The sequence below is a fragment of the Ruegeria sp. D6 genome, assembly GCF_056534365.1.
This window is the reverse complement of record NZ_JBQFPH010000004.1, coordinates 290,789-303,361: the sequence shown is the minus strand read 5'-3', so window position 1 is coordinate 303,361 and position 12,573 is coordinate 290,789. Positions and strand designations below refer to the sequence as shown.

16 protein-coding genes are annotated in these 12,573 nt (G+C 57.6%); 10 read left to right on the top strand and 6 right to left on the bottom strand.

All coding sequences use genetic code 11. From position 1 onward, the window contains the following. Positions 1 to 94 precede the first annotated feature (94 nt). From lysA to argH, 3 genes are all read right to left on the bottom strand, one after another. Positions 95 to 1,360 (bottom strand): diaminopimelate decarboxylase, encoded by a 1,266-nt coding sequence (gene lysA, locus ACR0A1_RS15620; RefSeq protein ID WP_480868273.1) that lies wholly within the window; start codon positions 1,358 to 1,360, stop codon positions 95 to 97. Positions 1,361 to 1,653: 293 nt separating this feature from the next. Beyond that, positions 1,654 to 1,836 carry an argininosuccinate lyase gene (locus ACR0A1_RS15615; RefSeq protein ID WP_170395762.1) on the bottom strand — a complete coding sequence of 61 codons (183 nt, stop codon included), beginning with the start codon at positions 1,834 to 1,836 and terminating at the stop codon, positions 1,654 to 1,656. Next, the gene (argH, locus tag ACR0A1_RS15610; RefSeq protein ID WP_170408352.1) at positions 1,836 to 3,224 is read right to left on the bottom strand and encodes an argininosuccinate lyase; all 1,389 of its coding nucleotides are present in this window, start codon (positions 3,222 to 3,224) and stop codon (positions 1,836 to 1,838) included. The genes ACR0A1_RS15615 and argH overlap by 1 nt, the downstream gene beginning before the upstream one ends. Before the next feature lie 21 nt (positions 3,225 to 3,245). On the opposite strand from argH, the gene ACR0A1_RS15605 reads away from it, so the two are divergent. The 10 genes from ACR0A1_RS15605 (at position 3,246) to yddG (ending at position 11,266) form a co-directional block, all read left to right on the top strand. Continuing rightward, positions 3,246 to 3,812 carry a TlpA disulfide reductase family protein gene (locus tag ACR0A1_RS15605; protein WP_170395758.1) on the top strand — a complete coding sequence of 189 codons (567 nt, stop codon included), beginning with the start codon at positions 3,246 to 3,248 and terminating at the stop codon, positions 3,810 to 3,812. Positions 3,813 to 3,905: 93 nt separating this feature from the next. Then, a complete protein-coding gene (locus ACR0A1_RS15600) occupies positions 3,906 to 4,235 on the top strand; it encodes a hypothetical protein (RefSeq protein ID WP_170395756.1) in 330 nt (109 codons plus the stop codon). 59 nt (positions 4,236 to 4,294) lie between these two features. Continuing rightward, a complete protein-coding gene (locus tag ACR0A1_RS15595; RefSeq protein WP_170408353.1) occupies positions 4,295 to 4,681 on the top strand; it encodes a hypothetical protein in 387 nt (128 codons plus the stop codon). Continuing rightward, entirely contained in the window at positions 4,678 to 5,649 is a 972-nt protein-coding gene (locus tag ACR0A1_RS15590; RefSeq protein ID WP_480763396.1) for a sterol desaturase family protein, read from the top strand. The genes ACR0A1_RS15595 and ACR0A1_RS15590 overlap by 4 nt, the downstream gene beginning before the upstream one ends. A gap of 90 nt (positions 5,650 to 5,739) precedes the next feature. Then, positions 5,740 to 5,928, top strand: coding sequence for a hypothetical protein (locus ACR0A1_RS15585; RefSeq protein WP_170395750.1), 189 nt, complete (start codon positions 5,740 to 5,742; stop codon positions 5,926 to 5,928). Between the two features lie 110 nt (positions 5,929 to 6,038). Beyond that, entirely contained in the window at positions 6,039 to 6,872 is an 834-nt protein-coding gene (locus tag ACR0A1_RS15580) for an EAL domain-containing protein (RefSeq protein ID WP_170626183.1), read from the top strand. Positions 6,873 to 7,066: 194 nt separating this feature from the next. Beyond that, positions 7,067 to 8,242, top strand: coding sequence for an acetyl-CoA C-acetyltransferase (locus ACR0A1_RS15575; RefSeq protein WP_170395746.1), 1,176 nt, complete (start codon positions 7,067 to 7,069; stop codon positions 8,240 to 8,242). A gap of 187 nt (positions 8,243 to 8,429) precedes the next feature. Then, positions 8,430 to 9,152, top strand: a complete 723-nt coding sequence (gene phbB / locus ACR0A1_RS15570; RefSeq protein WP_170395744.1) for an acetoacetyl-CoA reductase — start codon at positions 8,430 to 8,432, stop codon at positions 9,150 to 9,152. A gap of 303 nt (positions 9,153 to 9,455) precedes the next feature. Continuing rightward, positions 9,456 to 10,403: a transcriptional regulator GcvA gene (locus ACR0A1_RS15565; RefSeq protein ID WP_170513880.1), complete on the top strand. Its 948-nt coding sequence runs from the start codon at positions 9,456 to 9,458 to the stop codon at positions 10,401 to 10,403. Continuing rightward, complete coding sequence (gene yddG, locus ACR0A1_RS15560; protein WP_480868269.1) at positions 10,400 to 11,266, top strand: aromatic amino acid exporter YddG; 867 nt, start codon at positions 10,400 to 10,402, stop codon at positions 11,264 to 11,266. The genes ACR0A1_RS15565 and yddG overlap by 4 nt, the downstream gene beginning before the upstream one ends. A gap of 4 nt (positions 11,267 to 11,270) precedes the next feature. Here the strand turns inward: yddG and ACR0A1_RS15555 are convergent, their stop codons facing one another. The 3 genes from ACR0A1_RS15555 to ACR0A1_RS15545 form a co-directional block, all read right to left on the bottom strand. Further along, on the bottom strand, positions 11,271 to 11,435 hold the full coding sequence (locus tag ACR0A1_RS15555; protein ID WP_170395738.1) for a YdcH family protein: 165 nt from the start codon (positions 11,433 to 11,435) through the stop codon (positions 11,271 to 11,273). Between the two features lie 124 nt (positions 11,436 to 11,559). Beyond that, positions 11,560 to 12,327, bottom strand: coding sequence for a methyltransferase (locus ACR0A1_RS15550; protein WP_170395736.1), 768 nt, complete (start codon positions 12,325 to 12,327; stop codon positions 11,560 to 11,562). Continuing rightward, positions 12,324 to 12,539, bottom strand: a complete 216-nt coding sequence (locus tag ACR0A1_RS15545; protein ID WP_008755664.1) for a putative signal transducing protein — start codon at positions 12,537 to 12,539, stop codon at positions 12,324 to 12,326. The genes ACR0A1_RS15550 and ACR0A1_RS15545 overlap by 4 nt, the downstream gene beginning before the upstream one ends. Positions 12,540 to 12,573 lie beyond the last annotated feature (34 nt).

Sequence of the window (12,573 nt, the reverse complement as noted above, 5' to 3'; positions counted from 1 at the left end):
CCCCGTGCGTCAGCCACAGGGACAGTCTTGGAATTGGCAAGGTCTGGTTGTCGCGCAAGGCGGGCCTCCTGATCGGCCCGACGCGCCTATCGCGTCAAAGCCACTCAGGTATGGTATCGCGGTTTATGATTTCGTCAAAGCTTGGGCGTTCACGAATTACGGCAAATTGATCCCCGTTCACCAGAACCTCAGGGATCAGGGGCCGCGTATTGTATTCGCTAGACATGACTGCACCGTAGGCACCTGCACTGCGGAATGCGATAAGATCGCCCGATTTCAAAGCCGGCATGTTGCGTTGTTTTGCAAAGGTATCCCCGGATTCACAGACCGGACCAACGATATCATACGGGCGCTGTTCGACCCCTGCGGCAGGTTCTTCGACCGCCACTATATCATGATACGCCTCATACATCGCGGGGCGGATCAGGTCGTTCATTGCGCCATCGAGGATCAGGAAATCGCGGTCTTCGCCGGATTTAACATAGATGACCTTGGACACCATCAGACCCGCATTGCCAGCGATCAGTCGACCGGGCTCAATCTCGATCTCGCAGCCCAGATGGCCCAGTGTTTTCTTGACCATCGCACCATATTCAACCGGCAGCGGAGGCGCGTCGTTGGAACGGGCATAAGGAATACCCAAACCACCGCCCAGATCGAGGCGGCGGATGTTATGCCCCTCTGCGCGTAGGCGCTCTGTCAGTTCCGCAACCTTCATATAAGCCAGTTCAAACGGCTCAAGCTCGGTTAGTTGTGAGCCGATATGGACATCGATCCCAATCACCTCCAGTCCCGGAAGGCTTGCGGCCAGTGCATAAACCTCGGACGCACGCGAGATTGGGATGCCGAACTTGTTCTCGGACTTGCCAGTGGCGATCTTGGCGTGGGTCTTTGCGTCCACGTCCGGGTTCACCCGAACGGTAATCGGCGCGACCTTGCCCAGTTCTTGTGCAACCGCGTTAATCACCTGCATTTCAGGCTCAGATTCGACGTTGAACTGACGAATGCCACCGGTCAGAGCGGTGCGAATCTCATCCGCTGTCTTGCCGACGCCCGAAAAGACAATCTTGTCTCCGGGCACGCCCGCGGCTTTGGCGCGCAGATATTCCCCGCCCGAAACCACATCCATTCCCGCACCTGCCTGCGCCAGCGTCTTCAGGATGGCCTGATTGCTGGCCGCTTTCATCGCATAGCAGACTAGGTGATCAGTGCCCTCAAGCGCGTCATCGAACAGCTTGAAATGCCGCTGCAGCGTCGCCGTCGAATAGACATAGAACGGGGTTCCGACCGCGGCAGCGATTTCGGAGATTGGCACATCCTCGGCGAAAAGCGCGCCGTCGCGGTAGAGAAAATGATCCATACCGCGCGCTTAGACCAAAAGAGGTATGTGGATCAAATGATTCCGGTAGGGTTGTGGTCACCGTCGCGGTTCAGAACGTCTTTGACGCGCCAACCCTCGCATATCCTGAAACCGAGACCCCGGACCCGCTAGGTGCGGCCGTTGGTTCCGTTCGGGGTGCGCCTGACGGGTCGCAAGCTGCAAGTACGGCGAGGCAGAGGATCAGGCCGACAGGTCTCATGCATTTTCTCTTTGTCATTCAGGACGTGTCAGATGCAGATGGGTGTGCGATCAGTAAATTGCAATTTTGGAGTTCAGAGCCCCAGATAAACGCCCAGCCCACCGCGTCTGAGACCAACGCCAACACCGCCATAGGTGCCGCTGCTGCCTACGCCGACGCTTGCGCTCATGGTGGGCTGTATGGGTTCGCCATCGGCACCACACCCGGCCAAGGCCGCTGCGACCGCAATCAATAGCACCACCCGTCGTATCTGCATTACACCAGCGCCTTCCATCGCTTGATCTGGGCCCGCACCTGATCCGGTGCGGTGCCGCCATAGGATTGGCGAGAGTTTACCGAATTTTCGACGGTAAGAACAGAATAGACGTCGTCGGTGATGTCCGCGTGGACCGATTGCATGTCCTCCAGCGTCAGATCCGGCAGGTCGCAGCCCTTGCTTTCAGCCATGGCCACCAGCGATCCAGTGACATGGTGCGCATCGCGGAAGGGCAGGCCCAGCACGCGGACCAACCAGTCGGCCAGGTCGGTCGCAGTTGAAAAGCCAGACCCGGCAGCGGCAGCCAGGCTTTCGCGATTGGCGGTCATGTCCTTGACCATGCCTTCCATCGCGGCAAGTGCCAGCATCCAGTTATCTGCCGCATCAAATACCTGTTCTTTGTCTTCCTGCATGTCCTTGGAATAGGTCAGCGGCAGCCCCTTCATCACCATCATGAGGCCAGTATTCGCACCAAATATGCGGCCAACCTTGGCACGGATGAGCTCAGCTGCATCGGGGTTCTTCTTTTGCGGCATGATTGATGAACCAGTCGAGAAGCGATCAGACAGTGATACAAACCGGAATTGGGCCGAGGACCAGATTACCAATTCCTCGGCAAAGCGCGACAAGTGCATGGCGCAAATCGAGGCGGTCGACAGGAACTCCAACGCGAAGTCGCGGTCGCTGACAGCGTCCAATGAGTTGGCTGCGGGGCGGTCGAAGCCCAGCGCCTCAGCTGTCATCTGGCGGTCGATTGGGAAAGAGGTCCCGGCCAACGCGGCTGCGCCCAAGGGGGATTCGTTCATCCGGGCACGGGCGTCGCGCACGCGGGACAGATCGCGGCCAAACATCTCGACATAGGCCATCATGTGGTGACCCCAGGTTACTGGCTGCGCGGTTTGCAGGTGGGTGAAACCGGGCATGACCCAGTCTGCCCCGGCCTCGGCCTGCGCCAAAAGCGCGCGGATCAGAGCCAGAAGACCGGATTCTGCGGCATCTAGCTGGTCGCGAACCCAGAGTTTGAAATCGGTCGCCACCTGGTCGTTTCGCGACCGGCCCGTGTGCAGACGGCCTGCGGGTTCTCCGATCACCTCTTTCAGTCGCGCCTCGACATTCATGTGAATGTCTTCCAGCGCAGTCGAGAACTGAAATTCTCCGTTCTGAATTTCTGACAAAACGGTGAGCAGGCCTTCCCGAATGGCGTGCGCATCACTATCAGTAATAACGCCTGTGGCAGCCAACATGGCGGCATGGGCGCGCGAGCCTGCGATGTCCTGGGCTGCCATCCGCTGATCGAACCCGATCGAGGCATTTATCGCCTCCATGATCGCGTCTGGACCAGCGGCAAAGCGGCCGCCCCACATCTGGTTCGAAGATTGATCGGTCATGAAAGAAAACCCGGAGTTGATATGCGCCTGTTACGTCTGATCCCCCTTTATATGGCCCTAGCGCTGGGTGCAAACGCCGCTTTGGCAACAGATGCGGCAACGCTTGGCCCATTGCGTGAGGGCAGCCTGAAGCGGCTGATCCTGCATAGTGAGCCCAAGCCGGTCAAAGTGGTCGATTTTGAACTAGAAGATGATGGTGGCACCGGATCGCTGGCCGACTACAAAGGCAAGTATGTGCTGCTGAACTTCTGGGCCACATGGTGTGCGCCGTGCCGCAAAGAAATGCCTCAGATCGCTGAACTGCAACAGGAGTTTGGCGGTGACAAATTCGAGGTTCTGACCCTGGCGACCGGTCGCAACACACCTGCCGGGATCAAGAAGTTCTTTGACGAAAACGGCATCGACAACTTGCCGCGTCATCAGGATCCGAAACAGGCGGTTGCACGCGAAATGGGAGTGATTGGCCTGCCGATCACTGTGATCATCGACCCCGATGGCAATGAGATCGCACGCCTGATCGGTGATGCAGAATGGAACTCGGACAGTGCCAAGGCGATAATTTCAGCGCTTGTCGAAGGCAATAGCTGAGGTCCCGCGCGCTCTTGCAGAAAATCTGTGTTAGAATGAGACCGGCCCCAACGGGCCGGTTTTCGTTTGCGACCGGAAGAAAGGGAGACTCCGATGAAACCGGTAGTTCTGTTGATTGGGCGGTTGCCGAATGTAATCGGCAACGTGGCACAACAACTGGATCACCTGCCGATTCAGTGGCTGGGCGCGCATGATCAGGATGAGGTGCGGCGGCAGCTGGACGCGGAACCGCGCATCGCCTGTGCGATCATGGGCGCGGGTCTTGATGACAAGATACGCGGAGAAATGGTTGGCATCATCGCCGCGCGCAGGCCCGATATCTGCATCCATCTCAAAGATCGGGCCTCTGGCCCTGACGGGTTAATGCCGTTTGTCGCACGCATCGTCCAGCATGAGATTCTGGAAAGCCTGGAAAGCGGCTGACGCCACGCCACCTTTGACAGACAAATCGGCCGCTTGCAGGTTATCTGCAGGAGGATGGAATGCCGCTGGAAATACTATTGATCCTCGTCGTCGGCGGCATTGCCGGGGTCGCCTTGCTGCTGCATCTGACGGGCAAGTCTCGCTTGCAAGTGCTGACGCCCGAGACAGCGCACGAACAGTGGCTGCGTCACTTTCCAGATGATTCCATCATTGACGTGACCGTTGCCCATGATGGTCACGCCGCCCTTATCCGAACCGAAACCGGAGCCGGCCTGCTGTGGTCCTTTGGTGCCGATACCGTGGCCCGCCATTTACGGGATTTCGATTGGCTGGATCATCCCGAAGGCTTTGAAGTCCTGTTCCACGATTTCAGCACTCCTCGGGTCATCGTCCACCTTGATGAGACCGAACGCCAGCACTGGCAAAATCTGATGGATCCCGCATGACCGATCAAGTGAGTTTTCCCGACGCGGTGCAATGGGCCGTGCCCTTCTTCATCGCGGCCATTCTGGCCGAATTCCTTTGGATCGCGATCAAAGGCCGGGGCGGTAGGTACGAAACCCGCGATGCCTTGACCTCGCTAATCATGGGGGCAGGCAATATCGCCTCGGGCTTTTTGCTGGGCTTCATCGCATATGCGTTTTTCATGTGGCTGTGGCAGATCACACCGCTCAACCTAGGGGCCTCGATCCCGGTCATCATCTTGTGCTTTGTACTGGACGATCTGCGGTATTACTGGGTGCACCGCTTTGGGCACCGCATTCGCTGGGTCTGGGCCAGTCATGTGAACCACCACAGCTCACAGCATTACAACCTCACAACGGCGCTGCGGCAGACCTGGACCTATACATTCACCTTCATGATGGTGGTACGTGCGCCGCTAATCTTACTAGGCTTTCACCCGGCGATGGTGCTGTTCGTCGGAGGTCTGAACCTGATCTACCAATTCTGGATCCATACCGAAGCGATCGGCAAAATGCCGCGCTGGTTCGAAGCCGTCATGAATACGCCCAGTCACCACCGCGCCCATCATGGGCGAAATGCGCGATATCTTGATTGCAACTATGCGGGTGTCTTTATCATCTGGGACAAGATGTTCGGCACATTTGTCCCCGAGCAAGAAGATGACAAGGTCGACTATGGGCTTGTCCACAATATCGGCACGTTCAATCCGCTGCGCGTGGCGTTTCATGAATGGGTTGGAATCTGGCGGGACGCCACCCAACCGGGCCTGTCCTTGCGCCAACGTCTGGCTTATTGTTTTGCCCCTCCGGGCTATAGCCACGATGGAAGCCGCGACAATTCCCAACAGATCAAGGCCAAGCACCTTGTCCGCCATCCGCAAGATCATGGCACACCGGGATTCGAGCAGTTCGGCACCAAATCACCTGCTTCCACAGCCAAGCGGGCCTAGGTCTCAAAAAGACCTTTTCTTTGCTTGAAATTTGGCACAAGCGCTCCATATCCCCTGAGATGTTTTAAGAGTGCATTTCCGGAGGCCCGCATGTCAAAGCTGATGAGAATTTCTACGATCACAGGTTTGCTGGGCCTCGTCATCACAATGACAGCCGCACTCAACGGAGCAATGCCCGCGCTATTGGGGCTGGGATTTGTCATGGCCGCGCTGGGACTTTTAGGAGCGCTTATCGGTGCAGCTGCTTCGCTGCGTCATGCATGGCAATCAACACACTGATCTTCCGCCCCACCACCTGCGATAAAATTTTGAGCGTTAACCCCGGTTTTACCTGTCTTCCCTGAAACTGGCCCCGGCCAAAATCATCGGGATCAGGGGAACGGTACGTCATGGGAAACAGGAAACGCGCAGACCTGCCCGAGGGATCGGACGACCCCTTAAGCGCCGCCGTCACTTCACGGGATCGATCGGTGGTACAGATGGCGACCGAAGCCGTAAAGCATAGACAATGCAGGCTGGCGTTCCAGCCTGTCGTTCAAGCACATCCTCCTCAGGGAATCGCGTTCTACGAAGGGTTCATCCGTGTATTGGATGAAACCGGCCGCGTCATCCCCGCGCGCGAGTTCATGCCACAGGTTGAGAACACGCCAATTGGCCGGGACCTTGATTGCGTCGCGCTTGAAATGGGGCTGCGCACTCTGATCCGCAACCCTGGCATCCGCCTGTCGATCAACATGTCCGCGCGGTCCATCGGTTATTCCAACTGGTCGCGTGTGCTGGATAGGTTTCTGAAAAAAGACGCAAGCTTGGGCGAAAGGTTGATTCTGGAAATCTCAGAATCTTCGGCGATGCAGGTGCCCGAACTGGTGGTAGATTTCATGGATCGCCAACAAGCCCGCGGTATCGCCTTTGCGCTGGATGATTTTGGGGCCAGTAACTTTGGCTTTCGCCACTTTCGTGAATTTCTGTTCGATGCCGCCAAGATCGATGGGCAGTTCATCAGGGGCATCAGCAGCAATCCCGACAATCAATCGCTGGTGCGCGCACTGATTGCAGTTGCGCGGGAATTCGAAATTCTTGTCACTGCCGAATCGGTCGAAAGTGACGAAGATGCTCATTTCCTGATCGCAAACGGTGTCGATTGTCTGCAGGGCTTTCTGTATGGAGCGCCTTCAGTCACTCCGCCCTGGAGCTCGGAAAAAGCTGCAAAAACGGGCAGTTGATAGCAGCTGGTCACGCGGAACACCGCCAAGGCTCACTCTGAGACAAGCTGTCCGTTGCTGCAGATGCAGCATTGCGCTATTGCAGAAGATGCTTGAGCGGGGGATCACGAGGCGCTCTTGCACCCGGAGAAGACTTCTCCTCAAACCGCGCCGTCAGATTTCCCACAGGACCATGACGGTAAAGGATTGACTTTATGACCAACGTAGTAATCGCATCCGCCGCACGTACGGGCGTCGGTAGCTTTAGCGGTTCGTTTGCGAACACCCCCGCACATGATTTGGGCGCTGCCGTCCTTGAAGCAGTTGTCGAACGTGCCGGGATCGACAAGGGCGAAGTAAGCGAAACCATCATGGGCCAGGTCCTGACTGCCGCCCAAGGTCAGAACCCAGCGCGCCAGGCGCATATAAATGCGGGCCTGCCGCAGGAAAGCGCGGCTTGGGGCATCAACCAGGTCTGCGGTTCGGGTCTGCGTGCTGTTGCTCTGGGTGCACAGCATATCCAATTGGGCGATGCCGACATAGTTGCGGCTGGTGGACAAGAAAACATGACCCTGTCGCCCCATGCCGCCGCCCTGCGCGCCGGTCATAAGATGGGTGACATGAAATACATCGACACGATGATCCGCGATGGTCTGTGGGATGCCTTCAACGGCTATCACATGGGTCAAACGGCTGAGAACGTCGCCGAGAAATGGCAGATCAGCCGCGATATGCAGGATGAATTTGCGGTCGCCTCGCAAAACAAAGCCGAAGCGGCCCAGAACGCTGGCAAGTTCGCCGATGAAATCGTGCCCTTCACCATCAAGACCCGCAAGGGCGACATCGTGATGGACAAGGACGAATACATCCGCCACGGCGCGACAATCGAAGCCATGGGCAAACTGCGCCCCGCCTTCGCCAAGGACGGTTCTGTCACGGCCGCAAACGCTTCGGGCCTGAATGACGGTGCCGCTGCCACCCTGCTGATGTCGGCTGAGAATGCCGAAAAGCGTGGGATTGAGCCCTTGGCCCGAATTGCATCCTACGCGACCGCCGGACTTGACCCGTCGATCATGGGCGTTGGCCCGATCTACGCTTCGCGCAAGGCGCTGGAGAAAGCTGGATGGTCGGTCGATGATCTGGATCTGGTCGAAGCAAACGAAGCCTTCGCAGCGCAAGCCTGCGCTGTAAACAAAGACATGGGTTGGGATCCGTCGATCGTAAACGTCAATGGTGGTGCAATTGCCATCGGACACCCAATCGGCGCGTCCGGCTGCCGGGTTCTGAACACCCTGCTGTTCGAAATGAAGCGCCGGGATGCCAAGAAAGGTCTCGCGACCCTCTGCATCGGCGGCGGCATGGGTGTCGCCCTGTGTGTGGAGCGTGACTAAGTGCGCTGAAAACTAAATACAAAAGGGCGTCCACTGGGCGCCCTTTTTTGTTACAATCGGATCATACCCCTTAGATGCGACAATATCGCCGGACAGAAAGACAAGATCGATCACGAAACGATATTGCGCATCCTTAACTCTCAGAGTAACAGAATTACCAAGACGACTAAATTTGGAGGAGTCCTAAATGGCACGTACAGCACTCGTAACCGGCGGTTCCCGCGGCATCGGCGCAGCAATTTCCAAGGCGCTGAAGGCCGAAGGATACAATGTTGCCGCCACTTATGCAGGCAATGACGAAGCCGCCGCAAAGTTCACCGACGAAACCGGTATCAAAACCTATAAATGGAATGTTGCGGATTACGACGAATCCAAAGCGGGTATCGAAAAAGTCGAAGCCGAGGTCGGCCCGATCGACATCGTGGTCGCCAACGCCGGTATCACCCGCGACGCACCGTTCCACAAGATGACACCTGAACAGTGGCATCAGGTCATCGACACCAATCTGACTGGTGTTTTCAACACCGTGCACCCGGTATGGCCGGGTATGCGCGAGCGTAAATTTGGTCGTATCATCGTGATCAGCTCGATCAACGGTCAGAAAGGCCAGTTTGCGCAGGTCAACTATGCCGCAACCAAAGCGGGCGATCTGGGCATCGTGAAATCTCTGGCGCAGGAAGGTGCGCGGGCCGGTATCACGGCCAACGCGATCTGCCCCGGTTATATCGCGACCGAAATGGTCATGGCCGTGCCGGAAAAAGTGCGCGAATCGATCATCGGTCAAATCCCGGCTGGTCGTCTGGGTGAACCGGAAGAAATCGCGCGTTGCGTGGCCTTCCTGGCGTCGGACGATTCGCAGTTCATCAACGGCTCGACCATTTCCGCAAACGGTGCACAGTTCTTCGTCTAAACCGACGATCTGAGAATGAAAACGGGCCGGTCCATCAAGGACCGGCCCTTCTTTTATCCCGTAAGATCACGCGCGCTGCGATCAGCGGGAACCGAATAGCCAGGACCAGAATCCTACAACCGCCTTGCCGCGCTCTTCATGCGCGCGGTGAATGGCGTTCTGAATGGCTGGGTTTGTTGTCATCTCGATCATGCTGAACCCTTCTCAATCAAGTTGGATTTGTCTTGCCATCAACATGGCCTTTGATTTTAAATTACACAAACGAGAGTTTTCGATCCTTCAGTTCAGAAAAACTTAACCGCCATGACCGACCGCCTGCCTCCGCTGACTGCTTTGCGCGCCTTCGATGCCGCCGCACGACATATGTCGTTTGCCAAGGCGGCGGAGGAGCTGAATGTGACCCCGGCTGCCCTGTCCTTTCAAATCAAGTCGTTAGAAGAGCATCTGGGCCACCCCGTGTTTCGCCGGCTCAATCGCGCTGTCGAACTGACCGAAGCCGGGCGCACATTGGCACCCGGAACCGCAGATGGCTTTGCCGCCCTGCAAGCCGCGTGGCAAGCGACGCGGAGGCTGCAGGATGAAACCAGCCTCACGGTTACAGCAGGCCCTGCCCTGACAGCGAAATGGCTGGCACCGCGCCTTTATGAATTCGCCCGTGCAAATCCGGGGATTGACCTGAAATTCTCGGCCACTCTGCGCAACATGGACCTTGAACGCGATGACGTGGACGTGGCGATCCGGTTTGGCTACGGGCCGGATGAGGGGCTCTATTCGGTTCCCGTCCGCAAGGAGTGGCTGACACCGGTTATGACCCCGGAGCTGGCCGAACAATTCCCCACGCCTGCGTCGTTGCGCGACGCCCCCCTGATCCATGACGATTCGATCAGTTTCCTCAAGCCGCGTTGCGACTGGCCCGCGTGGTTCCGTGCGGTTGGATTGGATTTCACTCCGACCCATGGGGCGCATTTTTCGAACGCCGATCACGCCATCGACGCTGCCGTGGCCGGGGTGGGCGTGGTTCTGGGGCGGCGCGCCATGATCCTGAAAGACCTGACCGAAGGGCGACTGGTCGCGCCGTTCAAAGTGGCACTGGAGACCGCCGGGCGATTTCGTTTCCTCTGCCTGCAAGGGGCAGAGAAGCGTCCGCAGATCGCAGCGTTCCGCGACTGGTTCATATCCGAGATTGAAAAGACCGCGCATATATCGGATGAGTTTGAAATCATCCCTGTTGAGAAGGTAGCTGGTGAATGAGCAGAATGGGCGCGACCGCGATTGGTTTTGTCGCCGTTTTGCTATGGTCTCTGCTGGCGCTGTTCACTGTGGGTTCGGCCCCGACGCCGCCTTTGTTGTTGAACGCGATCTGTTTTACCATCGGCGGTACGCTGGGTCTGATTTGGACATTCGCCAGCGGCGGGCTGGGTCAACTGCGTCGGGTCGCGTGGACAACATACCTGCTTGGATCAATTGGCCTTTTTGGCTATCACGCGCTGTACTTTTCAGCCCTTCGCATGGCCCCTGCAGCCGAGGCTGGGCTTATCGCTTATCTCTGGCCTTTGCTGATCGTTCTTCTGTCAGGTCTGCTGCCCGGAGAACATCTGAAACCTGGTCACCTTATCGGAGCCTGCCTTGGCTTTGCTGGAGCCGCCGTCATCATCACGGGTGGTGGCAGCGCAGGGTTTCAGGTCCAGCATCTGCCCGGCTACGGGCTGGCCTTGCTGTGCGCGCTTACATGGTCCAGCTACTCGGTTCTATCGCGACGGCTGGGTGATGTGCCGACAAGTTCGGTCGCGGTGTTCTGCATTTTGACGGCGATCGCCTCATGGGCCTTGCATTTCACGGTGGAAGAAACGATCTGGCCGCAAGGCACATTTGGCTGGGCCTCGACCATTGCACTTGGCCTGGGACCGGTTGGGCTGGCGTTCTATGTCTGGGATATCGGCGTCAAGCGCGGGGACATTCAAATACTGGGCACCGCCTCATACGCGGCACCTTTGCTATCGACGCTTGTGTTGGTTCTGGCCGGGATCGCCGCCCCGTCCTGGGGCCTGGCGATCGCGGCCTTGTTTGTCACCGGTGGCGCTGCCATCGCGGCCCGCGCCAGCCTGAAGGCCTAGAACCTTAGGTCGACAGGCGCTCGATCTCTTCTTTTAGCTTCAGCTTTTGCTTCTTCAGCTGTGCGATATGGAGATCGTCAATACCAGGTGAGCGTTGCGCTTCTTCCACTTCAAGACCGAGAATTTCGTGTTTTTTCTTCAACTCCGTCAGATGTGCGCTCACGCTCATGGCGGTCCTCCTTCTCTGGTTTGTAAGTGTCACGTAAGAAGTTGATCACATCATTTCCAGCCTGTCACGCTGCAGACGCACGAAATCTATAATAAATCCGACAAATTCGGCTGGTCATTGCCGATCAGGCAAAGTGCCCGGTCAAATCCGCCGCATCGCGCAACACCGCCGAAACCACAGGAGTATAGCTTTCACCGTCTTCTACGTGCTGTTCACCGAGGTGCAGAATCAGCGGAGCGTGCAGCCGAAATGCGGCGCGTCCGCCCTTTCTGGCGCGCAAAACCACTAGCTCAGCCCCGCGATCCACACGGGGGGCCAGAGGTAGCACCTGAATCGAGCCCAAGCGGCCCGCGCACCCCGCAAGCATATCGGGCAGCCGGTCTGCCCTCTGGATCATGTGAAGATAACCGCGCGGCGCCAGACGTCGGGCGGCGACATTGATCCAGTCCTCAAGCGGCGTGTCTTCACCCAGTGCGATCTGCCGACCCGCGTCGGTGGCAGGGCTATGCGCGCCTGCCCGGTAGTAGGGCGGATTGGCGATCACATGATCGAACTGTTCTTGTCGCAGATCATTCGGTAGTGCGTTCAAATCCGCCTCAACCACGGTGATCGCTGCGTTTTGTTCCGAATTGCGGCGGGCCAGATCTGCATAGCCAGCCTGCAGTTCAACCCCAGTTGCCTTCAGGTGCGGCACTCGCGCCATTAGGCACTGAATAGCAGCCCCTGCCCCGCAGCCCAATTCCAGCACCGACTGGCCAGCTTGTGCCGGGACCGATGCCGCCAGTAAGACCGGATCGACCCCTGCACGATATCCTGAGCGCGGCTGCCACAGACGCACACGCCCGCCCAGAAAATCATTGCAGGTCAGATCACTGTCGGAAAAGCTGCTCATCGCCCCAGCGGGATCTCGTTATCGCGCATGACCCGTTCGGCGCGGGTCAGATCATCTGCCCGCACCATTAGGCGACGGGGAAAGATTCCGATGCCGCCTTCTAGGATGCTCATATTTACGTCCATCTGAAAGCAGTCTATATCCTCGCCCTCAAGGAGAGCCGTTGCAAAGGCTAGGATTGTCGGATCGGTGCTGCGCAATAGTTCTTTCATGGGGATGGATGTAAGGGCAAGGTGACAGGGATGT